The organism is Actinophytocola sediminis (genome assembly GCF_054779715.1).
The window spans coordinates 1-22,793 of the sequence record NZ_BAAGXS010000041.1 but is presented as its reverse complement, the minus strand read 5'-3'; the positions used below and the strand labels follow the sequence as shown (position 1 = coordinate 22,793).

General features: G+C 68.8%; 24 protein-coding genes. 10 read left to right on the top strand and 14 right to left on the bottom strand.

Translation table 11 applies throughout. The features are described from left to right. Positions 1 to 56: 56 nt before the first annotated feature. A complete protein-coding gene (locus ACYVIP_RS24600) occupies positions 57 to 3,023 on the bottom strand; it encodes a glycine--tRNA ligase (protein ID WP_460400508.1) in 2,967 nt (988 codons plus the stop codon). 103 nt (positions 3,024 to 3,126) lie between these two features. On the opposite strand from ACYVIP_RS24600, the gene ACYVIP_RS24595 reads away from it, so the two are divergent. The 3 genes from ACYVIP_RS24595 to ACYVIP_RS24585 are packed head-to-tail and all read left to right on the top strand — an operon-like array spanning position 3,127 to position 5,862. Next, the gene (locus ACYVIP_RS24595) at positions 3,127 to 3,777 is read left to right on the top strand and encodes a hypothetical protein (RefSeq protein ID WP_460400274.1); all 651 of its coding nucleotides are present in this window, start codon (positions 3,127 to 3,129) and stop codon (positions 3,775 to 3,777) included. Further along, positions 3,774 to 5,000 carry a S1 family peptidase gene (locus tag ACYVIP_RS24590; protein ID WP_460400272.1) on the top strand — a complete coding sequence of 409 codons (1,227 nt, stop codon included), beginning with the start codon at positions 3,774 to 3,776 and terminating at the stop codon, positions 4,998 to 5,000. The genes ACYVIP_RS24595 and ACYVIP_RS24590 overlap by 4 nt, the downstream gene beginning before the upstream one ends. 28 nt (positions 5,001 to 5,028) lie before the next feature. Then, on the top strand, positions 5,029 to 5,862 hold the full coding sequence (locus ACYVIP_RS24585) for an alpha/beta hydrolase (protein WP_460400270.1): 834 nt from the start codon (positions 5,029 to 5,031) through the stop codon (positions 5,860 to 5,862). Here ACYVIP_RS24585 and ACYVIP_RS24580 read toward each other — a convergent pair. After that, on the bottom strand, positions 5,852 to 6,145 hold the full coding sequence (locus ACYVIP_RS24580; RefSeq protein WP_460400268.1) for a WhiB family transcriptional regulator: 294 nt from the start codon (positions 6,143 to 6,145) through the stop codon (positions 5,852 to 5,854). The two genes, ACYVIP_RS24585 and ACYVIP_RS24580, sit on opposite strands and share 11 nt — an antisense overlap. A 142-nt stretch (positions 6,146 to 6,287) precedes the next feature. Here ACYVIP_RS24580 and ku point away from each other — a divergent pair, with 142 nt between their 5' ends. Beyond that, positions 6,288 to 7,247, top strand: coding sequence for a non-homologous end joining protein Ku (gene ku / locus ACYVIP_RS24575; protein ID WP_460400266.1), 960 nt, complete (start codon positions 6,288 to 6,290; stop codon positions 7,245 to 7,247). An 87-nt stretch (positions 7,248 to 7,334) separates the two neighbouring features. Beyond that, positions 7,335 to 8,912, top strand: coding sequence for a hypothetical protein (locus ACYVIP_RS24570; protein ID WP_460400264.1), 1,578 nt, complete (start codon positions 7,335 to 7,337; stop codon positions 8,910 to 8,912). Between the two features lie 58 nt (positions 8,913 to 8,970). Here the strand turns inward: ACYVIP_RS24570 and gcvT are convergent, their stop codons facing one another. Continuing rightward, entirely contained in the window at positions 8,971 to 10,059 is a 1,089-nt protein-coding gene (gcvT, locus tag ACYVIP_RS24565) for a glycine cleavage system aminomethyltransferase GcvT (RefSeq protein ID WP_460400262.1), read from the bottom strand. Between gcvT and ACYVIP_RS24560 the strand changes: the two genes are divergently transcribed. Together ACYVIP_RS24560 and ACYVIP_RS24555 are read left to right on the top strand one after the other, a co-directional pair. Continuing rightward, positions 10,058 to 10,465: a hypothetical protein gene (locus ACYVIP_RS24560; RefSeq protein WP_460400260.1), complete on the top strand. Its 408-nt coding sequence runs from the start codon at positions 10,058 to 10,060 to the stop codon at positions 10,463 to 10,465. The two genes, gcvT and ACYVIP_RS24560, sit on opposite strands and share 2 nt — an antisense overlap. Then, a complete protein-coding gene (locus ACYVIP_RS24555; protein ID WP_460400258.1) occupies positions 10,462 to 10,659 on the top strand; it encodes a DUF6186 family protein in 198 nt (65 codons plus the stop codon). Before ACYVIP_RS24560 ends, ACYVIP_RS24555 begins: the two co-directional genes overlap by 4 nt. A gap of 5 nt (positions 10,660 to 10,664) precedes the next feature. On the opposite strand, the gene ACYVIP_RS24550 is transcribed toward ACYVIP_RS24555, so the two are convergent. The 7 genes from ACYVIP_RS24550 to ACYVIP_RS24520 form a co-directional block, all read right to left on the bottom strand. Next, entirely contained in the window at positions 10,665 to 11,495 is an 831-nt protein-coding gene (locus ACYVIP_RS24550; protein WP_460400256.1) for a hypothetical protein, read from the bottom strand. After that, a complete protein-coding gene (locus tag ACYVIP_RS24545) occupies positions 11,495 to 12,004 on the bottom strand; it encodes a SigE family RNA polymerase sigma factor (RefSeq protein WP_460400254.1) in 510 nt (169 codons plus the stop codon). Before ACYVIP_RS24545 ends, ACYVIP_RS24550 begins: the two co-directional genes overlap by 1 nt. A gap of 62 nt (positions 12,005 to 12,066) precedes the next feature. Then, entirely contained in the window at positions 12,067 to 12,813 is a 747-nt protein-coding gene (locus tag ACYVIP_RS24540; protein WP_460400506.1) for an energy-coupling factor ABC transporter ATP-binding protein, read from the bottom strand. A 23-nt stretch (positions 12,814 to 12,836) separates the two neighbouring features. Further along, positions 12,837 to 13,595, bottom strand: coding sequence for a cobalt ECF transporter T component CbiQ (cbiQ, locus tag ACYVIP_RS24535; RefSeq protein ID WP_460400252.1), 759 nt, complete (start codon positions 13,593 to 13,595; stop codon positions 12,837 to 12,839). After that, positions 13,588 to 13,944, bottom strand: a complete 357-nt coding sequence (locus tag ACYVIP_RS24530) for a PDGLE domain-containing protein (RefSeq protein WP_460400250.1) — start codon at positions 13,942 to 13,944, stop codon at positions 13,588 to 13,590. Before ACYVIP_RS24530 ends, cbiQ begins: the two co-directional genes overlap by 8 nt. After that, the gene (locus tag ACYVIP_RS24525) at positions 13,941 to 14,645 is read right to left on the bottom strand and encodes an energy-coupling factor ABC transporter permease (RefSeq protein WP_460400504.1); all 705 of its coding nucleotides are present in this window, start codon (positions 14,643 to 14,645) and stop codon (positions 13,941 to 13,943) included. The genes ACYVIP_RS24530 and ACYVIP_RS24525 overlap by 4 nt, the downstream gene beginning before the upstream one ends. Positions 14,646 to 14,988: 343 nt before the next feature. Further along, positions 14,989 to 15,441: a histone-like nucleoid-structuring protein Lsr2 gene (locus ACYVIP_RS24520; RefSeq protein ID WP_460400248.1), complete on the bottom strand. Its 453-nt coding sequence runs from the start codon at positions 15,439 to 15,441 to the stop codon at positions 14,989 to 14,991. A 558-nt stretch (positions 15,442 to 15,999) separates the two neighbouring features. On the opposite strand from ACYVIP_RS24520, the gene ACYVIP_RS24515 reads away from it, so the two are divergent. Then, positions 16,000 to 16,512, top strand: coding sequence for a glycine-rich domain-containing protein (locus ACYVIP_RS24515; RefSeq protein WP_460400246.1), 513 nt, complete (start codon positions 16,000 to 16,002; stop codon positions 16,510 to 16,512). Here the strand turns inward: ACYVIP_RS24515 and ACYVIP_RS24510 are convergent, their stop codons facing one another. From ACYVIP_RS24510 to ACYVIP_RS24495, 4 genes are all read right to left on the bottom strand, one after another. Then, positions 16,513 to 16,857, bottom strand: coding sequence for a DUF6300 family protein (locus tag ACYVIP_RS24510; RefSeq protein WP_460400244.1), 345 nt, complete (start codon positions 16,855 to 16,857; stop codon positions 16,513 to 16,515). Then, positions 16,854 to 20,438: a DNA polymerase III subunit alpha gene (dnaE, locus tag ACYVIP_RS24505; RefSeq protein ID WP_460400242.1), complete on the bottom strand. Its 3,585-nt coding sequence runs from the start codon at positions 20,436 to 20,438 to the stop codon at positions 16,854 to 16,856. Before dnaE ends, ACYVIP_RS24510 begins: the two co-directional genes overlap by 4 nt. A gap of 114 nt (positions 20,439 to 20,552) precedes the next feature. After that, positions 20,553 to 20,720, bottom strand: a complete 168-nt coding sequence (locus tag ACYVIP_RS24500; protein ID WP_460400240.1) for a DUF397 domain-containing protein — start codon at positions 20,718 to 20,720, stop codon at positions 20,553 to 20,555. Further along, positions 20,720 to 21,496 carry a helix-turn-helix domain-containing protein gene (locus ACYVIP_RS24495; protein WP_460400238.1) on the bottom strand — a complete coding sequence of 259 codons (777 nt, stop codon included), beginning with the start codon at positions 21,494 to 21,496 and terminating at the stop codon, positions 20,720 to 20,722. The genes ACYVIP_RS24500 and ACYVIP_RS24495 overlap by 1 nt, the downstream gene beginning before the upstream one ends. 288 nt (positions 21,497 to 21,784) lie before the next feature. On the opposite strand from ACYVIP_RS24495, the gene ACYVIP_RS24490 reads away from it, so the two are divergent. Beyond that, the gene (locus tag ACYVIP_RS24490; protein WP_460400236.1) at positions 21,785 to 22,285 is read left to right on the top strand and encodes a helix-turn-helix domain-containing protein; all 501 of its coding nucleotides are present in this window, start codon (positions 21,785 to 21,787) and stop codon (positions 22,283 to 22,285) included. A gap of 166 nt (positions 22,286 to 22,451) precedes the next feature. Continuing rightward, on the top strand, positions 22,452 to 22,793 hold a 342-nt coding region (locus tag ACYVIP_RS24485; protein WP_460400502.1), incomplete at its 3' end, for a trypsin-like serine protease.

Genomic DNA, 22,793 nt, shown 5'->3' with positions numbered 1-22,793 from the left:
AGGGCTCCTTCGCTGCGCTGGGCGCGTTGACGGACGCCCCTCGTCGGAGCATCGGGTCAGCTGCCGAGGGCCTGCCAGTTGAGGGTGGGGGCGGACAGGTCGCGGATGGTGGTGAGGAGGCCGAGGCGGGCCTGGCGGAGGTCCTGGTCGTCGGTCATGACCATGATGTCGTCGAAGAAGGTGTTGATCGGGCCGGTCAGCTCGGAGGCGGCGGCCACGAACTCCGCCAGCGAGTGCTGGCCGTCGCCGAGCGACGCGGTCACCTTCAGCAGTGCCTGGTGCAGCGCCACCTCCGCCGGCTCGGTCAGCCGGCTCGGGTCGTAGACCGCGTCGGTGCCCGCCGGCACGATCCGGCGAACCCGCTGCAACGCGGCCGCCAGCGCGGCGAACTCCTCGTCGCCCTGCCGGCGCGCCAGCTCGGCCAGCGTCTCGTCGGCCGTCGCGGGCGGCAGCGCGAGCACGGCCGCCACGTGGCGGTGGTCGTGGCCGATGTCGAGCAACTGCTGCTCCGCGCGGCGGACGATGAACTCCGCCACCTCGGTCAGCGTCTCCGCCCGCACCTCGATGCCCTGGGCCCGCACCCGCTCGGCGGCGGCGGCCAGGCCGGTGGCGAAGGTGATCTCCCGCAGCGACGGGTGCGCGCGCAGGATCGTGATCACCCCGGCCGCCGCCCGGCGCAGCCCGAACGGATCCGAACTACCCGTCGGCGCCGCGCCGACGGCGAACAGGCCGACCAGCATGTCGAACCGGTCGGCCAGCGCGAGCACCGCGCCGGGCAGCGTCGCCGGCGCCGCGTCCCCGGCCGAGCGGGGGCGCTCCATGTCGAACAGGGCCTGCGCGACCGCGGGTGACTCGCCGGCACGCAACGCGTACTCGCGCGCCATCACCCCCGCGAGGCTGGTCAGCTCGACCACCATCTGGGAGCCGAGGTCGAACTTCGCGAGCGCCGCCGCCCGGTCGAGCACCGCACGGTCCGCCGAGGACAGCACCACACCCAGCGCGGCGGCCACCGAAGCGATCCTGGCGGCCCGGTCGGCCATCGAGCCCAGCCGCTCCTCGAACGCCAACCGCTCAAGGCCTGCCTTCATCGTCTCCGGCGCGACCTTGAGATCCGCCCGCCAGAAGAAGCTCGCGTCCTCGTACCGCGCCCGCAGCACCGCCTCGTTGCCCGCCCGCACGGCCGGCGTCGAGCAGGACCCGTTGGCCACGGCCACGAAGTGCGGCAGCAGCGTGCCGTCGGCCGCGCGCACCGGAACATACCGCTGGTGCTTGCGCATCACGGTCGTCAGGATCTCCTGCGGCAGCTCGAGATACGTCGCGGCGAACCCGCCGAGGAGCGCGTTCGGCTGCTCGACCAGGTTGGTGATCTCGTCGAGCAACGCGGCCTCGCCGTCGACGTCGACCGTGCCGCCGACCGACTCCGCGAGCGCCAGGGCGTCGGTCACGATCCGCGACCGGCGCTGGGCGATCGAGGCGGTGATCTCATGGGTGGCGAGGAAATCGAGGTAGCCGGCGGCCGAGGCGACCTCGACCTCCGGCACGGGCGCGGTCCGGTGCACCCTGGTCGTCCGACCGGCGGCCAGCGAGGACGCCACGACCGGCACCACCTGCTCGCCCAGCAGTGCGACCAGCCAGCGCACCGGCCTGGTGAACGACAGCTTCGGGTCGTTCCACCGCATGTTCCGGTCCGCGCGCAGCTCGGCCACCAGCGCACCGAGCAGCTCGCTGAGCACCTCGACCGCGCCGCGGCCGGTGTCGGTCCTGGTCACCCCGACGTGCTCGACGCCGTCGACCGCCACCCGCTCCAGCGCGGAGACCTCGACCCGCTGGCCGCGGGCGAAGCCCTGCGCGGCCTTGGTCGGCTCGCCGTCCGCGCCGAACGCCGCGCTGACCTTGGGCCCACGCACGAACCGCTCGGCGTCCGGCTCGCGCGGCGCCACGTCCTCGACGAGCACCACGATGCGCCGGGGGGTCGCGTGCGCGGTCACCTCGCCGTGGGCCAGCCGGGTGCCGGCGAGCTTGGCGACCAGCGCCTCCCGCACGGCCAGCGCCGAGCGGGTCACCTCGCCCGGGGGCAGCTCCTCGGTGCCGATCTCGAACAGCAACGGCGCGGCCGCGGCCGCCGCCGGCAGCTCGGGCAGCTCGGCGGCGGGCGGGGCGGGCGCGATCCCCAGCGGGTGGCCAAGCTCCTCGCGCCGCGCGGCCCACAGCGCGGAGACCTCCCTGGCCAGCCCCCGCATCCTGGCGAAGGCCCTGGCCCGCTCGGTCGTGGACACCGCGCCGCGCGCGTCCAGCACGTTGAACGTGTGCGAGCACTTCAGCACGTGCGCGTGCGCGGGCACCGGCAGCCGGGCGTCGAGCAGCCGGCGCGCCTCGGCCGCGTAGTCCTCGAACAGCCTGCGCTGGGTGTCCACGTCGGCGTCGTCGAGGTAGAACCGGCTCATCTCGTACTCGGCCTGGCCGAAGGCCTCGCCGTAGGTGATGCCGGGCGCGTACTGGATGTCCTTGAAATGGCTGACGTCCTGCAGCGCCATGATGATCCGCTCGACGCCGTAGGTGATCTCCACCGACACCGGGTCCAGGCTCATCCCGCCCGCCTGCTGGAAGTAGGTGAACTGGGTGATCTCCAACCCGTCCAGCCACACCTCCCAGCCAAGGCCCCAGGAGCCGGTCGCCGGGTTGGCCCAGTTGTCCTCGACGAACCGGATGTCGTGCGCGTGGATGTCGATGCCGAGCACTTCCAGGCTCGCCAGGTACTGCTCCTGCGGGTCGCCGGGGTCCGGCTTGAGGATCACCTGGAACTGGGTGTGGGTCTGCAGCCGGTTGGGGTTCTCGCCGTACCTGGCGTCATCCGGCCGCACGCTCGGCTCGACGTAGGCCACCCGCCACGGCTCCGGACCGAGCACCCGCAGGATCGTGGCCGGGTTGAGGGTGCCGGCGCCGACCTCGGTGTTGAACGGTTGCACGATCATGCAACCGCGGTCGGTCCAGTATCGGGTCAACGCCAGCAACGCGTCCTGCATGGTCAGCACCGGTCAACCCTAATGTTTCGGTCCGATGCGCCGCCTCGCGGGCAGTCCCGCCGGCGGTACCGATGAGAAAGTGCCTGCCCATAACATGAACGCCGTGACCGGTTCCTTACCCGCGCGGTCGCCTCGGCCGGTCGCGGTGCTCCTGGTGTTGTCGCTGATCGCCTTCCTCGCCGCCAGCGCGTTGACCGTCGTCGCGGTGGCCGAGAACGACGCCCCCGAGCCATGGCGCACCGGGTACGCGGCCGACGACGGGCGCCCCTCCCCCACCACCGCGCCACCGATGTCGCGCGCGCCCGCCCTCGCGCAGTGCGTCGTCGGGTCGTGGCGCACGGTCGACGAGACCCTGATGGTCAAGTTCTACACCGACGTCGGCGAGCTGCCGATGACCACGAGCGGGCGCTACTACGAGTTCCGCGCCGACGGCACCGCGGTGGAGCGCAACCAGAACATCCAGATCGTCGGCAACCACAACGGCACGCCGATCCGGCTCGTGGTCAACGGGTGGCGCGAGTTCAGCTGGTCGGCCACCGCGAGCAAGCTCAGCTACCAGGCCATCACCCGGGCCAACCTGACCTGGTCGTTCTACGACAACCGCGGCCTGCTCTCCAGCCAGAAGGAGCCGGTCGACCCGCGACACAACGAGGTCAACGACTACACCTGCGCCGAAGGGCAGTTGGTCGAGTCGAACGCCAGCGGCTTCCGCTCGGTGTGGACCCGCACCGCCGACTACGGGTACTACGGATGATCCGCGTGCTGGCGCTGGGCGCCGTGATCATGCTGACCACCGGGATGGCGCCCGCGAGCCCCGAGCAGCGGGCCGCGGCCATCACCCGCCCGGCGGTGGTGTCGGTCGAGGTCGACTGGCGCGGCTGGGTACGCGACTCGCGCACCGGTGAGGTGTTCGGCGGCCAGGAGGGCTACCAGGTGACCACCCGGTGCAGCGGCGTGGTGGTGACCGAGAACGGGTACGTGGCGACGGCCGGCCACTGCGTGGACGCCGGGCCAAGCGGCGGCGGGGGCGCGCTGGTCGACCTGGCGCTGGCGGAGCTGGCCACACTCGGCCGGGTCGGCGACCAGGACGAGGCCAGGGCACAGCTGACCACCGCCGGGGTGGTCGAGGGCGCGACGGCGGGCACCCCGGTGCGCCGCGACGTGCGGGTGGAACGGGTGATCGGCACGTCCTCGACTCCCGACCGGGACGTGGCGCCGGCGACGGTCGTCGAGGTGCTCCCGCCGGGCAAGGGCGACGTCGCGCTGCTCAGGATCCCGCGTGACGGGCTGTCCTCGGTGGCGGTCTCGGCCGAGGACGAGCTGCCGGCCGGCACGCCGATCCTGGCGATCGGCTACCCCGCCGCCGCGCAGGAGGCGACCGACCCGGGCACCGAGCCGACCAACAAGAACGGCCAGATCTCGACCAGGCGCACGGTGGCCGGCACCCCGCACTACGAGATCAGCGCGGCGGCCAGCCCCGGGATGAGCGGCGGGCCGGTGGTGGACATGTCCGGCACGGTGATCGGCCTGGTCAGCGCGGCACCCAAGGGCGAGACCCAGCCGTTCAACCTGGTGACCGCCTCGTCCACGATCTGGCAGGCGTTGCGGGAGCACCGGGTCATGGCCGCGCCGAGCGCGAACGACCGCAACTTCGTCGCCGGCCTCGACCGCTACTACGCGGGCGACTACCCGGCGGCGGTGGAGTACTTCGACGCGGTCCTCGCCGCGACGCCGACCCACCGGCAGGCCGCCGAGTTCCGCCGGCTGGCCGCCGACCAGGGCACCGGCGGACCGGACCTGCTGTTGCTGCTGATCATCGGGTGCGCCACGGTGAGCGTGCTGGCCGGGGTCGCGGCCGCGCTGCTGGCGCGCCAGCGCAGGCGGGTGGTCGCCGACCTGCCGACACCCCCGTACGGGCTGCGACTGCCCGTGCCACCACCATCCACACCGCCACTACCGAGGAGTCAGGACGACTGACCAGCCGGGCCGACGCCACACTCGACGGGTGCTGATCCAGCTGCTCGCCGGTGTCCTCGTGCTGGCCGTGGTGGTGGTCGCGCTGGCCTACCTGTTCCAACGGCGCCTCATCTACCTGTCCTCCAGCGGGCCGGTGCCCGCCGCCGGCACGGTGCTGTCCGGCGCCACCGACGTCGAGCTGCGCACCGAGGACGGGCTGACGCTGCGTGCCTGGTACGTCCCGGCAGGTGCGCCGGCCGCCGGGGTCACCGTGCTGTTCGCCCCGGGCAACGCCGGGAACCGGGCCCACCGGGCGCCGCTCGCGGCCGCGCTGCGCGCCCGTGGCCTGGCCGTGTTGCTGCTCGACTACCGAGGGTATGGCGGCAACCCGGGCGACCCCACCGAGGACGGCCTGGCGCTGGACGTGCGCGCGGCCAGGGAGCACCTGGTCGAGCGGGGTGCCGAGCGGATCGTCTACTTCGGCGAGAGCCTCGGCGCGGCGGTGGTGGCCGAGCTCGCCACCGAGCACCCACCGTGCGGGCTGCTGCTGCGCTCGCCGTTCACCGAGCTGGCCGACGTGGCCGCCGAGCACTACCCGTTCCTACCGGTACGGCTGCTGCTCAAGGACCGGTTCCGGGTGGTCGAGCACGTCCGGGCGGCGCGCACGCCGACCACGGTGGTGTACGGGTCAGCCGACGAGGTGGTCCCGGCGGTGCAGAGCCGGACCGTGGCGGAGGCGGCGGCTGGGCCGGTCACCACCGTCGAGGAACCCGGCGCCGGTCACAACGACGCGGTGTTGCTCGACGGCCCCCGACTGGTCGACGCCACGGTCCGGCTCGCGGCCGGGAACAGCGGATCGAACACCGGTCACGCTACGTGCTGACCCGCTGCTTACGGTGTTGGTAGGCGGTCTTGCGTTCGGTCTCGTCCAACCCGCCCCAGATGCCGTAGGGCTCGTAGACGGTGAGCGCGTGGTGGCGACACTCCACGATCACCGGGCAGCCACGGCAGATCTCCTTGGCCTTCTCGATGCGTACCTCCCGCGCCTGACCCCGTTCGGCGCGCGGATGGAAGAACATATCGCTGTTGCGGCCTCGGCAGGCGCCCAGCCGCTGCCAGTCCCACGTCTCTGACACGGGTCCCGGCAGCCTCGACACGTCGACCATGGCTCTGCTCCTCCAGTTACTCGCGCTTCGCCTTACGTAACTGGTGGTACCCACGAGAACTGGGCGCAAACACGACTGGTGCGCCGGTTGCCGAACAGGTCATGATGATCGGGTACGGGAAACGGGTGGGGAGGCGGTAGCAGTGGCACGACCGATCTGGAGCGGAGCGATCAACTTCGGTCTGGTGACGATCCCGGTTGAGCTCTACAGCGCGACCGAGGACCACACCATCAGCTTCCGGCAGTTCGAGCGGGGCACCTCGGACCGGATCCGGTACAAGCGGATCAACGAGCGGACCGGCAAGGAGGTGGCGTTCTCCGACATCGTCAAGGGCGCCGACCTCGGCGGCGGGGAGTACGTGATCATCGAGCCGGACGAGCTGGACGCGATCGCCCCCGGCCGGTCCCGCACGATCGACATCAACTCCTTCGTCGAGCTCGACGAGATCGACCCGGTCTACTTCCAGCGCACCTACTGGTTGGCGCCGGCCAAGGAGGAGTACGGCAAGTCGTACTCGCTGCTGCTGCAGGCGATGGAGAAGACCAACCGGGCCGGGGTCGCGTCGTTTGTCATGCGCGGCAAGGAATATCTGACCGCGGTGCGCGCAGGCGACGGCATGCTGGTGCTGAACACGTTGCTGTTCCCCGAGGACATCCGCGACCCGGCCAAGGAGCTCAAGTCGCTGCCGGAGATCACCACCGCGCGCGGCAAGGAGATCGACATGGCGATCAGCCTGATCGAGTCGATGACCGACGAGTGGCGGCCGGAGGAATACCACGACACCTACACCGAACAGGTCGAGAAGCTCATCGAGGACAAGCGCGATGGCCGCGAGATCGTCGCGGAGACCGAGCCGGCGGAGCCGACGAAGGTCGTCGACCTGTTCGAGGCGTTGTCGCGCAGCGTCCAGGGCCGCAAGCAGCGCCGCGACGGCGAGGAGCCGGACCGGTCGGGCGACACCGAGGAGGAGTTGGCCGACCTCAGCAAGGCCGACCTGGACAAGCTCGCTCGCGACCTGGATGTCAAGGGACGCTCCAAGATGAGCCGCGACGAGCTGACCAGGGCGGTCGCCGACGCCCGCCGAAAGGCCGGCGCCGCCTGAGCCGAACTGGTCAAATGATTGGTTGTCGCGCCCTAACAATCGGTAGCCTGAGGACGAATTTGGCATAGCGTCTTTGGGGAGGCGACGATGACCAAATATGTCCCGGTGGTCAACCGAAGGATATTGCCGGCGGTGGCCGTCGGCACGGCAACCGTGCTCGGCGTCGGCATTCTGTTGTCCGTCGACGCCACCCGCCAACTGCTGGCCGACGCGTGGTGGGTGCTGGCCGTGCTCGGCCTGGCGTTGGTGCTGTTGGTCGGTCGACACGTGCGCGCGCTAGTGTCGCGCCGAGAGCCGAGGTTGTCGCCGAAAGAGCGGGCAGAGTTGCTGATCGAGAAGCGAAAGATCTGGTCGCAGCGGCGGGCCGCGTTGGTGATGTTCGTCGCCGCGCCCGCGCTGATCTTCCTGTTGGGCGGGGTCGCTGTGCTGCCCGAGCGGTGGCACCTGGTGGCGTTGCGGGCCGCGCTGTTGCTCGTGGTGTGCCTGCTGCCGGCGATCCTGTGGTACCTGTTCATCACCGCGCGCCGGGTGAGCCTGCTCAACGAGTTCCTGGCCAACATCGACCGGCTCGGGCTGATGCACGACCAGCCGGGCGAGCGGGACGTGCCGCGCAAACGGCGGATCTCCGGTTACCTGCAGCGGTTCGGCGCGGTGTATGGCGATCTGCCGGAGGTCGTGCACAAAACCGTGCAGGACAACAAGTTCGAGCGCTATACGCGGAACGACTTCAGCCAGGCGACCGGCGTGACCACCGCCGCGGTGCCGGTGCTGACCGCGACCGCGCTGATCTCCATCGGCTGGCTGCTGACCCTGCCGCCGGTGGACGTGATCACCACCAGCGGGGCCGCCGGCGAGCAGGCGGCGGAGGTGGTGCAGTGGATCGACGCGCTGACCCCGACGCTGCGGCCGATCACGCTGGCGTTCATCGGCGCGTACTTCTTCTCCATCCAGATGTTGTTCCGCCGCTACGCGCTCAAGGATCTGCGCGGCAGCGCGTACATCTCGGTGTCGATGCGGATCATCCTGGCGATCATCGGGGTCTGGGTGCTGACTGTCGTGAATGGACAGTTGAACCTGTTCGACGAGGGCATGCTGCAGACGGTGTCGTTCGCGATCGGCGTGTTCCCGTTGGTGATCTGGCAGATCGTCGCCCACCACCTGAAGAAGCTGCCGTTCCTCACCGTGCCGAGCATGCGGTCGGCGTTGCCGCTCGACCGCCTCGACGGGCTGACGGTGTGGCACCAGGCGCGGTTGGAGGAGGAGGACATCGAGAACATCCCGAACCTGGCCACCGCCGACCTGGTCGACCTGTTCCTGAACACCCGGCTCGCGCCGAACCGGATCATCGACTGGACCGACCAGGCGATCCTCGACACCCAACTCGGCCAGGACGGCGGCGAGCGGCGCGCGCAACTGCACGCCAGGGGGATCCGCAACGCGACCACGTTCCTGTTGGTGGCGGCCGACGAACAGGCGACCCTGTTCGACGACGAACGCGACCAGCGCACGGTGCCCGCACTGGTGACCGCGATCAACGCCAACGCCAACGTCCAGCTGATCCAGTGCTGGCGCCGAATCTGCGAACACGCCCAGCCGGTGCCCGACCAGGAGCCGGCCAAGCAGGTCACGCTCCCGGTGCCGGTGACCGCCGGCCGGGACTCCTGAACGCGGCGAAGGGTCCCTTCGCCGCGGTTCAGGCGCCGCCGGGTCGGGCGCCGCGAGGTCAGCGCTTGTAGAACGGGAGTTTGACCACCTCTACCGGGTAGGGCTTGCCGCGGACGTCGACCGAGAGCTTGGTGCCGGGGTCGGTGAGGGTCGGCGGGACGTAGGCCATCGCGATCGGGTGGCCGAGGGTCGGCGAGAGCGCGCCGCTGGTGACCGTGCCCACCGGGGTGTCCCCCTCCAGCACCGGGTAGCCGTGCCTCGGCGCGCGGCGGCCGTCGCCGCGCAGGCCGACGCGCACGTGCGCGGCCGGGCTCTTGGCGCGCTCCTCCAGCGCGGCCCGACCAACGAAGTCGGCCGTCTTGTCGAACTTGACCACCCGTCCGAGCCCGGCGTCGAACGGGCTCATCTCCGCCGACAGCTCGTTGCCGTACAGCGGCATCCCGGCCTCGAGCCGCAGCGTGTCGCGGGCGGCGAGGCCCGCGGGCAGCAGGCCGTCGGACTCGCCAGCCTCGGTCAGCGTCTGCCAGACGTCCACCGCGTGCTCGGCCTGGGCGAACACCTCGAAGCCGTCCTCGCCGGTGTACCCGGTCCTGGCCAGCAGTACGTCGTGCTCACCGATCCTGGTCGGCACGCTGCCGTAGTAGGACAGCGTGTCCAGGTCGGCGGTACACACCCGGCCGATGATCGCCGCCGAACTCGGGCCCTGGCACGCGACCAGCGCGCAGTCCCGGGACCGGTCGACCACCTCGACGGTGAAGCCCTCGGCCCGACCGAGCAGCTCCCCGGCCACCAGGTCGGAGTTGGACGCGTTGGCCACCACCATGAAGTGGTCCTCGCCGATCCGGTACACCACCAGGTCGTCGAGCACTCCCCCGGCACCGTCGCAGATCATGGTGTACCTGGCACGCCCGAGCTTCAGCCCGGACAGGTTCCCCACCAGCGCGTAGTCCAGCGCCCGGCCAGCCTCGGGACCGGTCAGCTCGATCTCACCCATGTGGGACAGGTCGAACAGCCCGGCGGCCGCGCGCACCGCCCGGTGCTCGGCGAGCTCACTGCCGTAGCGCAGCGGCATCGACCACCCGGCGAAGTCGGTGAACGACGCCCCGAGTGCGGAGTGCACGTCGTGCAGAGGGGAAGGTGTACTCATGGCCTCGATCCTGCCTGGCCCCGCGCCTGCCCGGAACAATGGGGGTACGGACCGGCTCGCGCCGCCCGGCTGGGCGTTGGTCGCCGGCCTCGGCTACGCCGCGCTCGGCGCGACCTTCCCCAGCCACAGCGTCCCGGCGCTGGTCGCGGTGCTGATCCCGGGGGTGGCCGCGCTCACGGCGGTCGCGCTGGCCCGCCGGCCCCGGCTGCCCGGCGGGCGGTTCGGCAGGCGGCACCTGGCGTGGCTGGTGCTGGCACTGGTGTTCACCGCGTGGGAGGTCACGTCGCTGGTGCTCGGCGAGCTGTCGTTCAGCCTGTTGCTCGACCCGGTGCTGGCGTTCTACCCGCTGCGGGTCGCCGGCTGGGTGCTGTGGCTGTCCTCGCTGTGGCTGTTGGTCCGCCGATGACGTCCTGGATCCTCGGCATCGGCTTCGTGGTGTTGGCGATGGCCGGGCTGCTGGTCGAGCTGACCGCCCGGCGGGCCGTGCCAGCCCGGCCCACCCTCGGCGAGCTGGTGGGGATCATCGTCGCCACCAGGACCGGACGGTTCGTCATGGTCGCCCTCTGGGTGTGGGTGGGCTGGCACTTCCTGGCCCGCTGAGGGGGCTACGGGAACAGGGTCATCCCCGGGTCGAGCGCGATCTCGACGAGTTGGTCGAGGTTGAGCGGCGGTTGCGGCCAGTCCGGCCCACCACCCAGGCTCGATTTGGCGGACGTGATCGTGATGGACGTGCCGTCTGGCTTGTGGACCAACACGACGTTCTCCAGCCAGGTACTGCCAAGAACGTCGGTGCGGGCCTGAATCTTCTCGCCACCGGTGCCGGTGGTCAGCTCGCAGACCGGTTGATCGGTCACCTTCTCGTGGCGTACACACCGCTCGACCGGCAGATCGACCGTCGAGATGTTCATGTGCAGCAGGCTTCTCCGGCCGTCCCCCTCGATCTCGGCGAGTCCGTTGAAGGCGAAGTATCTGTCGGCGTCGCAGCCGTGCTCGATGAGCTGCTCCTCCGACAGGTCGAGCCAGTCCTGGTTGAACACCAGCGGGCCGTACTTGGCGGCAGGTTCGTCGCCGGTGAGCACCGCGCCGGGGGGCAGCCGGTCTTCCACCAACCCGCGTGCCAGGCTGGTAAGCCGCTCCTTCGCCGCGTCGGCCGGCTCGTCGGTCTTGGGCACGATGGCTATCCGCCCGCACATTCTCGCACCATCCGGCGGCGACACGGGATTCGCCGTGGCCGCCGCCGGGAGCGCTCCCGAATCGGGCATCACCACGAACGCCACCGCGCCCACCGCCAGCAGGACGGTGGCCGCGACCCCGGCAGTCGGTGTGGCGAGCTTCCTGAACCGCGCCGCGCGGCGTCCGTTGGCTATCGCCTCGTCCAGTTTCACCGTGGACGGCGGGAGGTCCCCGATCGCGTCGTCGAACTGCTTCTTGTCCATCACGTCACTCCGTTGACTTCGTCGGTTGTCTCGAGTGCCCGTGCCCGCAACAGCTCGAGCCCCCGCGCGGTCTGGCTCTTCACGGTTCCGGTGGTGCACCCGAGGATCTCGGCGGTCTCGGCCACCGAGAGATCGCAGTAGCGGCGCAGCACGACCGCCGCCCGCTGTCGGGGCGGCATGCCGTCGAGCAGATCGAGCAGCTGGGACCGGTCGAGCACCTCGTGCTCGGTCAGCGAGCCGACGTCGGGCAGCTCGGCGGTCGGCTGCTCACGCCGCCACGGCCGGCGGCGCTCGTCCAGCCAGGCGTGCAGCATGATCCGCCGCACGTAGCCATCGAGCCGCTCGTCGTCCTTGACCCGCGCGAAATGCCGGTAGAGCTTGGTGATCGTGATCGAGACGAGGTCGTCGGCGGTGTGCCAGTCATGGCAGAGCAGGTACGCGATCCGGCGCAGCGAGTCCAGGCGCGCGGTCACGTAGTCCCGGTAGGCCGCCTCGTCCGCCCGTTTCACCCGGTCTCCCCTGTGTGTGCCTCCACAACCCGGTCAACGGAGCGGACGCCGGCCGGGGTTGCTCAGTCCAGGCGGAAACCGTAGGGAAGTTCCAGGCGGTGGGCGGCCAGCAGGTCGGTGTCGGCGAGCAGGTCGCGGGTCGGCCCGTCGGCGACCACCACGCCCTCGTCGATCAGCACGCTGCGCGGGCACAGCTGCAGCGCGTAGGGCAGGTCGTGGGTGACCATCAACGTCGTGCGGCCGAGCGCGAGCAGCACCTCGGCCAGCTCCCGGCGGGCCACCGGCTCCAGGTTCGACGACGGCTCGTCGAGCACCAGGATCTCCGGGTCACAGGCCAGCACGGTGGCCAGCGCGACCCGCCTGCGCTGGCCGCCGGACAGGTGCAGCGGCGAGCGGTCGTGGTGGGCGCTCATGCCGACGGCCGCCAGCGCCGCGCGCACCCGCTCGGCCAGCGCCTCCCCGGTGAGGCCGAAGTTCGCCGGGCCGAACGCCACGTCCTCGCCGACGGTCGGCATGAACAGCTGGTCGTCCGGGTCCTGGAAGACGATGCCGACCCGGCGGCGGATCTCCCGCAGGTTCGCCTTCGCCACCGGCAGGCCGGCGACCTCGATCCGGCCGGCGCCGCCGGTGAGCACACCGTTGAGGTGCAGTACCAGGGTCGTCTTGCCGGCGCCGTTGGGACCGAGCACGGCCACCCGCTCCCCCGGCGCCACCCGCAGGTTCACCCCGTACAACGCCTGGTGGCCGTCCGGGTAGGCGTAGGCCAGCCGCTCCACCAGCAGCGCCGGCTGGGGCAGGGGGGTGCTCAGCGCGGCGGGATCCGGCTCACTCGTCACAGCCGCCATACTGCCGCCACCAGCACCGCGCCCGCCGCGAGGACCGGGGTGAGGCCGATCAGCCAGGTGCCGGGCGCGGCCGCCGCGCCGTGGTCGGGCATCCGGCCAGACCAGCCGCGGGAGACCATCGCCAGGTGCACCCGCTCGCCGCGCTCGTAGCTGCGCACGAACAACGCGCCGATCCCGCGTGCGGTCGCGCCGACCTGCCACAGGAACCGGGGGTTGTGGCCGCGGGAGATCCGCGCGGTGCGCATCCGCCTGGCCTCGGCCACGATCACCTCGAGGTAGCGCAGCATCAGCGTGGCGATCGTGGTGATCGCCGGCGGCGCGTGCAGCCGCTGCAGGCCGACGATCAGCTCCCTGGGGGTGGTGGTGGCCGCGAGGGTCAGCGAGGTCAGCACGCCGAGCGTGCCCTTGGCCAGGATGTTCCAGCCGGCGAGCGTGCCCTGCTCGGACAGGCTCAGGCCGAGGACCACGATCCGCTCCCCGCCGCCGAGGAAGGGCATCACCAGCGCGATCACCACGAACGGCACCTCGATCACCGCCCGCCGGGCGATATGTCCGATCGGCACGGCCGCGCGCGACCAGATCCAGCCCAGCAGCACCAGGTACAGCCCGAACGCCCAGAACTCGGTGCGCGGCGTGGCCACCACACAGAGCACGGCGAGCAGCGCGCAGACGATCTTCACCTGGGCGGGCAGCCGGTGCACGACCGAGTCGCCCGGCCGGTGGAGCAGGTGCTGTCCGCTACTCACGGTCGGTGTCTGGCCGCTTGCGCAGCAACCAGAACAGGCCACCGGCGATGACCAGGGTGACCAGCACACCGAGCACGCCGGCCAGGCCGGTGAACCGGTCGTCACCGTCGACGGCGTAGTCGGCTAGCGGGCTGCCCGCGAGGTCGTGGTCCTGGGCGCCGCGCGCGATGCAGTCGCCGACGAGCTCCTCGCCCGCGTCGGTCTCCACCACCTCGCAGCCTTCCAATGTGGCGGTGTCCAGGCCGTCGGGGTTGGCGTCGGCGAAGTAGGACAGCGCGCCCGCGATGACCAGGGCGACGATCGCGAACCCGACGAGGAAGCGCCGCTTGGTGCCGGTCTCGGCGGTCATGCCGTGCTCCCCTTCGGCGTCGCGACCGGCGAGTCCCGCAACTCCAGCGGTTTCGCCTGGCCGCGCAGCAGGTGGACCAGGTCGGGGCGGGCGGCGGCGACCGCGCCGACGGTCAGCGCGGTGATGATGCCCTCACCGATGCCGATCAGGCAGTGCAGGCCGAGCACCGAGCCGGCGACCGCGCCGAGGGAGAACGCCGCGTCCCCGCCGAGCGCGAACTCCAGGATGAAGCCGCCGGAGGCGACGACCGTGTTGACGAAGGCCGCGGCGAAGCACACCACCAGCAGGCCGGTGCGGCTTCTGGTCGCCAGCGGGCGCAGCAGCACCGCGGTGGCGAAGCCGGCGGCGACGCCGATCAGCGCCATGTTGGTGATGTTCGCGCCGAGGGCGGTCAGCCCGCCGTCGGCGAACACCAGCGCCTGCACGGCGAGCACGATGCCGACGCACAGCGCGCCGACCCACGGGCCGACCAGGATCGCGGCCAGCGCGCCGCCGAGCAGATGGCCGCTGACGCCGGGCAGGATCGGGAAGTTCAGCATCTGGGTGGCGAAAACGAACGCCGCGACCAGCCCCGCCATCGGCGCGGTGCGGTCGTCCAGGTCGCGGCGGGCGCCGATCATGGCGACGGCCATCCCGACCACCGCCACACCGCCGAAAATCACCGAAACGGGAGCGTTGATCAACCCATCGCTCATGTGCATGGCAATCGAGGCGGACACGTCCCTCACCCTAATTACCCCGGACTGGTTATCGCCAGACCCTTGCAACAAAGTGTGCGTCGTCGCATGCAGTGAAGGGGCCCTTCGTCAAGTTCGCTCTTGAGCAGCTTAGATTCCCGCTGGTCACCGCCTGACGATGGGCGATCCCATCATGTCGAGCGGAACCTAACACGACGACACGGCCCAGCCCTTCCATCCCATCGTCACTGAACGTAACCACGTCAGTCTCCTGATACAAGCGTGGGTGGACCGAATCGGTCCACCCACGCTTCATCTCTCGTTGTGTCGGAAGTACCGAGTCAGGCTGCGGGTTGCTGGATCGCCATCACAGTCCCACGCTCACCGGACCGGTCTCGATGTCGTTCTCGGCCGCCCACACCTCGTAGGCTGCGTACACATCGCGGGGGATCGTGCCGCGCTTGCCCCGCAGCCGTCCGTGCTCGTTCGCCCACTCCCGCACCCGCTGGCGGTACTCGTGCTTCTTGACCTTCACCTCGGCCGAATCACCCGACGCGACCTTGTACCACTCGGCCGGCACCTCGCGAGGCTTAGTCTTCGCCGCAGCCGGCCGCGCCGACCTGGACGGCCCCGACGCGCTCACCTTGAGCTTGCCCAGACGCCGAGCGGCCCCCCGATACGGCGCGACCGCACTCCGGAACGCCTCCGCGTTCGCCGCGCTCAGATCGATGGCGTACGCCTCCCCATCAAACGCGAACCGCATCGTCTCCTCGGCCGGCTGATCGTTCTCCAGATCATCGAACAACTGAACCTTCTGCATGAGTCCCCTTCAGCTCGCTTTCCGCAGCCGACGCCCACCAGCGACCTTGACCTTCGCCGCGATCCACTGCCGCACCTCACGCCGAGAGATCCCGCCCTGCCGATCCCGCGCCAGATACCCATCCACGTAGCCATACGACCGCGTAGTGATCCGCTCCAGCGTCATCGGGTCGAACCGATCAACCCCGGTACTGTCGCACCGCATGCACCGCACCGTCTGGGTATACACCCGGTCCTTACCCTGACCGTCCACAATGAACCCATCATGCGTCGGGTCCCACGCATGTCCCAGCAACCGGCACCGAACCACCGCATCGGATGCCCGTCTCAGGTACGCACGGATGTCCGCATCAAGATCAGATACTGCCGCCATGTCCCATCTCTCCATCTCGTGACCGTAGCACCCGATTTAACACCACCGATCGGTTGAACATCAAGAGCAGTTCACAGACCCTCGTACCTGGGCGTAGGTACGCTGGCTCTACTCCGCGTGATTCCTTGATCACGCTCCCTCACACTCGCGGTGGCTTGTTGGAGTGAATCGACTACCGGCACGGTCATGGCAGGGCCCGCGATGTTGCGGCCCGAGACTGAAAGGGAGAGCCAGATCATGACCGCGAACCTCGCCGCTATCAGTGCGGTACCAAGCGATGCGAAAGAACCGCGCGACCCGAAGACCTTCATGTCCGAGGACCAGTGGGAACGGCTAGTCGACCTGATGGTGCGGGACTACCCGTGGGACACCGTCATGGCTGACCGGGTGCTCGGCCAGGCCGTCGCCTATCTGATTACGGCGATGGAAACCTGGGGGCAGAACCTGGAGATTGGCTGCGGGTACCTGGTGGACATCGGCGTGCACACGATGATCCTGGACACGCCGTTCTACAGGGAGTTCTGTCAGAAGTACCACGGGAAGTTCCTGGAGCACATGCCGGAGATCGCCAGGAAGGTGGACGGCTCGGTCGAGAAGACGGCGAAGATCATCGCTGGTAACGGTTTCGCGGTGGACTGGACGCTGTGGGAGGCCGACTACGCGAACTGCAGTCCGTGCAGGCCTGGGCACGACCACTGATCACATTTCGCCGGCTTCCCAACGGCGGATGTCCTCGTCCAGATCGTCGTCGGTGTAGGTCGGCGGGTTCTTCGTGACGCGCTCGATCCATTCACGGATGACGGCGCCGGCCTCGTGCACCGTCTCGTGAGTGATGCGTTCGTGGACGGCGAAGAATGCGAGCACACCCTGCGCGACTGAGTCACTGCGATGACAGTGCGGGCAGAGCGTCACCGTTCTAGGTCCGGTAACGCTCTGCCCACCGACCCACTCGATCTCCATTGGCACCTTCACTGCAAACACCAGGTCGCTGTCGCAGACCTGGCACGGCAGGGACGGATGCAGCTCGATCTGGGGCCCGGTCATACGGTGTTGGTCGACTCCACGGCGATCCCGCGAATGCTCTTGATCTCCCCGATCAGTGCCCCGGACACCTTCACCGGGAAGCTCGGTACCGCCATCCATATCTCACGGTCACCGCGCAGCACGATCTGGACCGGTGTATCGCCGCGATGCGCCTCCAGCGCCGACCGCAGCTCGGCCAGGTTGTCCTCGTGCAGTTGATCCGCGTCAGCACGGAGCACGAACGGCACATCCTCGGCAGCAACGGGGTTGTGCTCAGCGTCGCTGATGTCCAGGGGGATCAGGCCCCCAGCGAAGATGCTCATGGCATCGTCGCGCCAGTTCACTCGGCCCTTGACCGCGACCGCGCTGTCGGGCACCAGTTCCTCGTGCATCACCGAGTAGGACTTGGCGAAGAACAGCACCTCGATCGACGCGTCCAGATCCTCGATCGTGACGATGGCCCACGGCTCGCCGTTCTTGTTCACCCGCCGGTCCACCGACGCGATGATCCCGGCGACCACCACTTCGCCCTCCTTCGGCGCGTCGCCGATCACCATGGCGATCGGCTTCGGCGCTTGCTTGCGCAGGAGGCCCTCGGCGCCGTCCAACGGATGGGCGGACACGTAGAGCCCGAGCATGTCCCGCTCGGAGGCGAGGAGTTGTTTGCGAGGCCACTCGTCGGAGGTGAAGCGCAGGTGCGCCAGCGGCGACGCGCTCTCCTCGACGGGCTGACCGGCCTCGGCGCCGAACAGGTCGAACTGACCGAGGGCTTCTTGCTTCTTCAGGCTGGCCATCGCTTCGACGGCTTCCTCGTGCACCTGGACCAACGCGAGCCTGGTGTGGCCAAGCGAGTCGAACGCGCCGGCCTTGATCAGGGACTCGATCACACGCTTGGAGCACACCGAGGCGTCCACTTTGGTCAGGAAGTCGGCGAACGAGGTGTACGCGCCCTTCTCCCGCCGGGTACGCATGATCGACTCGGCGACCCCCGCGCCGACGTTGCGGACCGCGCCGAGCCCGAACCGGATGTTCCCGCCGACCGCCGAGAACGCCACCGCGGACTCGTTCACGTCCGGCGGTAGCACCTTGATCTTCATCCGCCGGCATTCAGCGAGGTAGATCGCGGACTTGTCCTTGTTGTCACCGTTGCTGGTGAGCTGGGCGGCCATGAACTCGGCCGGGTAGTGCGCCTTGAGATACGCGGTCCAGTACGAGACGAGGGCGTACCCAGCGGTGTGTGACTTGTTGAACGCGTACCCAGCGAACGGGAGCATGACCTCCCACAGAGTCTTCGCGGCCTGCTCGCTGAACCCCTTGGCCTGCATACCGCCGAGGAACTTCGCCGACTCCTTGGCGATGACCTCCGGCTTCTTCTTTCCCATCGCCTTACGAAGCAGGTCGGCTTGCCCCATCGTGTAGCCACCGAGTTGCTGGGCGATGGCCATGACCTGCTCCTGATACACGAGCAGTTGGTAGGTCTCGCCGAGGATGGGTGCGAGCGCGTCCTTCAACTCTGGATGGATCGGTTTGATCTGTGCACGACCGTTCGAGCGGGCCGCGTAGTCCATGTGCGCGTTGACCGCCATCGGCCCCGGTCGGTACAGCGCGATAGCGGCCGACACGTCCCCGAAGTGGGTCGGCGTCATCGCCTTGAGCAGTGTCCGCATGCCACCACCATCGAGCTGGAAGACTCCGAGGGTCTCCCCGCTCGCCAGCAGTTCGTAGGCCTCCTTGTCGTCCAGTTTGAGGGTGTCGAGGTCGATCGGCACGCCATGATTGGCCTCGACCGCGCGGACCGCGTCATCAATGATCGTCAGCGTGGACAGCCCGAGCAGGTCCATCTTCAGCAGACCGACCGACTCGCACGGCTCGTAGTCCCAGCCCGTGATGATCGACCCGTCGGAGTCACGCCGCCACAGCGGAAGGATGTCGAGCAGCGGCTCGGAGCTGAGGATGTGCGCACAGGCGTGCACGCCCGCGTTGCGGATCAGCCCCTCCAGGCCACGCGCGGTCTCGAAGATCGTTTTGACCTCGGTGTCCGTCTCGACCAGGGAACGGACTTCGGCGGCTTCGTTGTACCGCTCGTGCTCGGGGTCCACGATCCCGGACAGCGGGATGTCCTTGGCCGCGACCGGTGGGGGCAGCGCCTTGGTGATCCGGTCGGCGATGGCGAAACCAGGCTGGCCGTGTACCACTCTGGCGGCGTCCTTGAGCGCCGCCTTCGTCTTGATCGTGCCGAAGGTGATGACCTGGGCGAAGTTCTCGGCGCCGTACTTGTCGCGCACGTAGGCGGCCACCTCGTCCCGGCGGCGATCGTCGAAGTCGAGGTCGATGTCGGGCGGGCTGTCACGCTCTGGGTTCAGGAACCGCTCGAAGATCAACGAGTGCTCGATCGGGTCCAGGTTGATGATGTGCAGGATGTAGGACACCAGCGCCCCGGTCGCCGACCCTCGACCCGGCCCGACACGAATCCCCTGGTTCTTGGCCCACCGCACGAGGTCGCCGACCACGAGGAAGTACGAGGCGTAGCCCTTGGAACAGATGATCTCCAACTCGTAGTCGATCCGGCGCCGGTACTCCTCATCTGGCAGACCGTCCTTGAACCGGGTGGAGATGTACTGCTCGACCTCGTCACGCAGCAGATCAGCCTCGGTCTTGCCTGCCGGCAAGGGGACCTTCGGCATCCGGTCGACCGGGGCGAACACCTCGTCGTAGGACTCGATCCGCTCCGCGATCAACAGGGTGGCGTCGGCCGCGCCGGGGACCTCCTTGTCCCAGTACTCGCGCATCTCCTCGGCCGACTTCAGGTAGTAGCCGGCCCCGTCGAACTTGAACCGGTTCGGATCCGTGAGCGTCTTGCCGGTCTGCACACACAGCAACGCGGCATGCGCCTCAGCCTGGTCCGGCGTGACGTAGTGCGAGTCGTTCGTGGCGACGGTCTGGAGACCGAGCTGGCGCGCGATGTCCAACAGGCCCTGGCGAACCGAGCGCTCGATCGGCAGGCCGTGGTCCATCAACTCGACGAAGAAGTTCTCCTGACCGAAGATGTCCCGGTAGGCGGCCGCGGCCTCGAACGCCTCCTTGGTATGCCCGAGCCGCAACCTGGTCTGCACCTCGCCGGACGGGCAGCCCGTCGTCGCGATGATCCCCTCCGCGTGCTCGGAGATCAGGTCCCGGTCCATGCGGTTCTTGCGGTAGAAGCCCTCGATACTGGCCAGCGATGACAGCCTGAACAGATTGCGCAGGCCAGCGGCGCTGGCGGCCAACATCGTCAGGTGGGTGTACGCGCCGCCGCCCGACACGTCGCCGCCCTCACCGGACTCGTCTGTGCCGCGTTGCTTCGCCTCGCCCCAGAAGATCGGCTTCTTGTGGTGCCGGCTACCCGGCGCTACGTAGGCCTCGATGCCGATGATCGGCTTGACCCCGGTCTTGCGGGACGCCTGGTAGAAGCTGAACGCGCCGAACATGTTCCCGTGGTCGGTGATCGCCACCGCGGGCTGCCCCAACTCCTCCGCGCGGGCGAACAGCGGCGCGAGCTTCGCCGCCCCGTCCAACATGCTGTACTCGGTGTGTACATGCAGGTGGACGAACGAATCAGGCACAGGAAGCTCCCTTAGCACTCGGCGATACGAGGACCCTACCGCCGGTCTGATGGCGGTTGCCGGCACGACACAGCCCCCGCCGCGCTGGTGGCGACGGGGGCTCTGTCGGTTCGTTCAGCGGTCGAACCGACCGGCCTTGATCGCATGGAGCAGGCGACTCACTTCCAAGCCCAGGGCCGGACCTGTGGATTGCTTGCTGTCGCGGAGGGCGGCCAGGTCGCTGCGTACCTCTACGCACTGACCACCCGTTTCTGACCTCGAAGACTTGCGCCAGGTGATCATTAACCCTCCATCAATTCCCTGATCAGCTTACGGGTTCCGTCCCTCGGAACAGCTACCCGGTCGAGCCGATCGAGGAGATCCGTGTGCCAGTCAGCCTCGTGGATGTAGGTCACGCCGGACCCCTGTTCGACGTGCACCACGGGCGGGGTGTGCGGGAACCGCATCCAGTGCCAAGTGTTCAACAGCAGGACGCTGGTCTGCTGGGCAGGGATGACCCGCACGGCAGCCACGCCCAAGCGCTCGCTCCGCAGCAAGGTGCCGAGTTGGCCTTTCCACACCTCCGTCCCTCCCCACGGAGTACGCAGGGCCGTCTCCGTGATGTAGATCATGTAGTCGAGCTTGGTCATGATCTGCTGGCGCTGGAGACGTGCCATCCATCGCCTGTCGATGTCCTCGGATGGGACGCCATCGGCGGCCATGATCGCAGCGGCAGTTTCACGAGTTTGGAGCAAACCAGGTACAGCAGCGACGGCGACGGTGACCAACCCGTTCGCCTCAGCTTCGTAGGCCGCCAGCGTCCCGACGTCTAGCGGCACGCCCGTGATCGGCCGATCCCACCAGCCACTCGACGAGCCCTCGGCCAGTTCCTCCAGGATCTGGTCCCGTTCAGCGGCGTCTAGCTCCCAAGCCGTGAGCAACATGGCAAAGTCCTGAATGGTCACTGTCCGTAGCCCCCGCTCGGTGCGACTTAGCTTCGACCCATGCCAACCCGCTAGCTGGGCTGCCTGCTGGAGCTTCAGGCCGCAACGCTCAGTACGTATCGCGCGCAGCCGCATCCCCCTGAATCGGTCACGCGCCTCAGGGTTCCGTTCTGACATCCCAACCCCTTGTCCTATCCCGAGTCTCGGAACGCTAACCACGTTCCCGGAACAGAGGGTACCGTGCGGGAACAGGTGCTAGAGACACGTCGAGGACATTCCCATGAGTACTTCAAAGGCGACGAGCCGGACCCGTGGCGATTGGGCTGACTTACCCCGTAAGGGTCGGGAAATTATTCACGTGCCCGGTCGGCGGATTCTCTTCTGGCTTGTTGGCCGGGATCAGGAAACTAGGAGTCGATGGTCATGACGAGCGCCGTCGTGCAGCGAGCGGAGAAGGTTTCGCGCGTGCTCGGGGACGAGCTGCTCTCACTTCGGAAAGAACACGGGTGGACGCGCCGCGATCTGCTGAACCGGTCGGGGCTGGACATTGCGCTCCAAACTCTCGCAACCTACGAGCTGGGCACCCGGCAATGCACGGTCGTTCGTCTCTGGGAGTTGACCGAGGCGTTGCAGGTACCGATGGACGAACTGGTAATCCGGGTAATGCAGCGCATCGGTGAGCGGAAGATATCTGCGCTCATCGTTGACCTACGCGCGGCGGCGAGGACCACCGTGACGGTACTGAAGCCGCTCAGTGCCTGGGCGAGGGTCCGGCTGCGCACGTCGCCGGAGAGTCACTCCCCGTTTGTATGCCTCGGCCGTACGGCGCTGGAGTCGCTGGCCATGGTGTGCAAGATCGACACTGCGGAGCTGGTGCATCGACTCCGTGACCGGCGCGCGAAACTGATTTTCCCAGGTAATTGAACTAGCGCGGCGATCAAACCTGGCCTGCGGCTACGCATGAGCCCCGGTGGGCACGAGGTAGGTAATCCCCTTTCCCGACCCTCGTGCCCGCCGGCCCTGTCCGCGTGCTAAATGGCGCATGGACGGCAAATTCAAATCGCTAATTGAATGAACGGAGAAGTTGAACGTGCGTTTCAGAAAACTCATTCCGGCCTCCACGATCCTCGCGGTCGCGGGAGCTGGGGTGCTGGGTATCGGGATGTCGCAGGCGGATGACGTCGAGCCGCAGATCATCGGTGGGGGTCCGGCGTCCGAGCCGTACTCGTGGATGGCGGCGCTCTCCTTCACCACGCCGGACGGCACCGATTTCGGGTATCAGTGTGGAGCGACGCTGATCTTCAGGGGTTGGGTGGTGACAGCCGCGCACTGCGTGACCGACCCGCCCTCGACTATGACCGCCGACGAGTTGCGTGATCTTGCTGTCGGCTATGGCCTGGAACCGGAGTTCTACAGCCACACGCCGAGTGAG

Excerpts from the sequence above, each read along its gene's own strand:
- ACYVIP_RS24600 (WP_460400508.1), bottom strand. The coding sequence starts at position 3,023 with ATGCAGGACGCGTTGCTGGCGTTGACCCGATACTGGACCGACCGCGGT.
- ACYVIP_RS24590 (WP_460400272.1), top strand. The coding sequence starts at position 3,774 with ATGATCCGCGTGCTGGCGCTGGGCGCCGTGATCATGCTGACCACCGGG.
- ACYVIP_RS24580 (WP_460400268.1), bottom strand. The coding sequence starts at position 6,145 with ATGGTCGACGTGTCGAGGCTGCCGGGACCCGTGTCAGAGACGTGGGAC.
- ACYVIP_RS24570 (WP_460400264.1), top strand. The coding sequence starts at position 7,335 with ATGACCAAATATGTCCCGGTGGTCAACCGAAGGATATTGCCGGCGGTG.
- ACYVIP_RS24560 (WP_460400260.1), top strand. The coding sequence starts at position 10,058 with ATGGCCTCGATCCTGCCTGGCCCCGCGCCTGCCCGGAACAATGGGGGT.
- gcvT (WP_460400262.1), bottom strand. The coding sequence starts at position 10,059 with ATGAGTACACCTTCCCCTCTGCACGACGTGCACTCCGCACTCGGGGCG.
- ACYVIP_RS24555 (WP_460400258.1), top strand. The coding sequence starts at position 10,462 with ATGACGTCCTGGATCCTCGGCATCGGCTTCGTGGTGTTGGCGATGGCC.
- ACYVIP_RS24550 (WP_460400256.1), bottom strand. The coding sequence starts at position 11,495 with ATGGACAAGAAGCAGTTCGACGACGCGATCGGGGACCTCCCGCCGTCC.
- ACYVIP_RS24530 (WP_460400250.1), bottom strand. The coding sequence starts at position 13,944 with ATGACCGCCGAGACCGGCACCAAGCGGCGCTTCCTCGTCGGGTTCGCG.
- ACYVIP_RS24525 (WP_460400504.1), bottom strand. The coding sequence starts at position 14,645 with ATGCACATGAGCGATGGGTTGATCAACGCTCCCGTTTCGGTGATTTTC.
- ACYVIP_RS24520 (WP_460400248.1), bottom strand. The coding sequence starts at position 15,441 with ATGCAGAAGGTTCAGTTGTTCGATGATCTGGAGAACGATCAGCCGGCC.
- ACYVIP_RS24515 (WP_460400246.1), top strand. The coding sequence starts at position 16,000 with ATGGCAGGGCCCGCGATGTTGCGGCCCGAGACTGAAAGGGAGAGCCAG.
- ACYVIP_RS24510 (WP_460400244.1), bottom strand. The coding sequence starts at position 16,857 with ATGACCGGGCCCCAGATCGAGCTGCATCCGTCCCTGCCGTGCCAGGTC.
- ACYVIP_RS24500 (WP_460400240.1), bottom strand. The coding sequence starts at position 20,720 with ATGATCACCTGGCGCAAGTCTTCGAGGTCAGAAACGGGTGGTCAGTGC.
- ACYVIP_RS24495 (WP_460400238.1), bottom strand. The coding sequence starts at position 21,496 with ATGCGGCTGCGCGCGATACGTACTGAGCGTTGCGGCCTGAAGCTCCAG.
- ACYVIP_RS24490 (WP_460400236.1), top strand. The coding sequence starts at position 21,785 with ATGACGAGCGCCGTCGTGCAGCGAGCGGAGAAGGTTTCGCGCGTGCTC.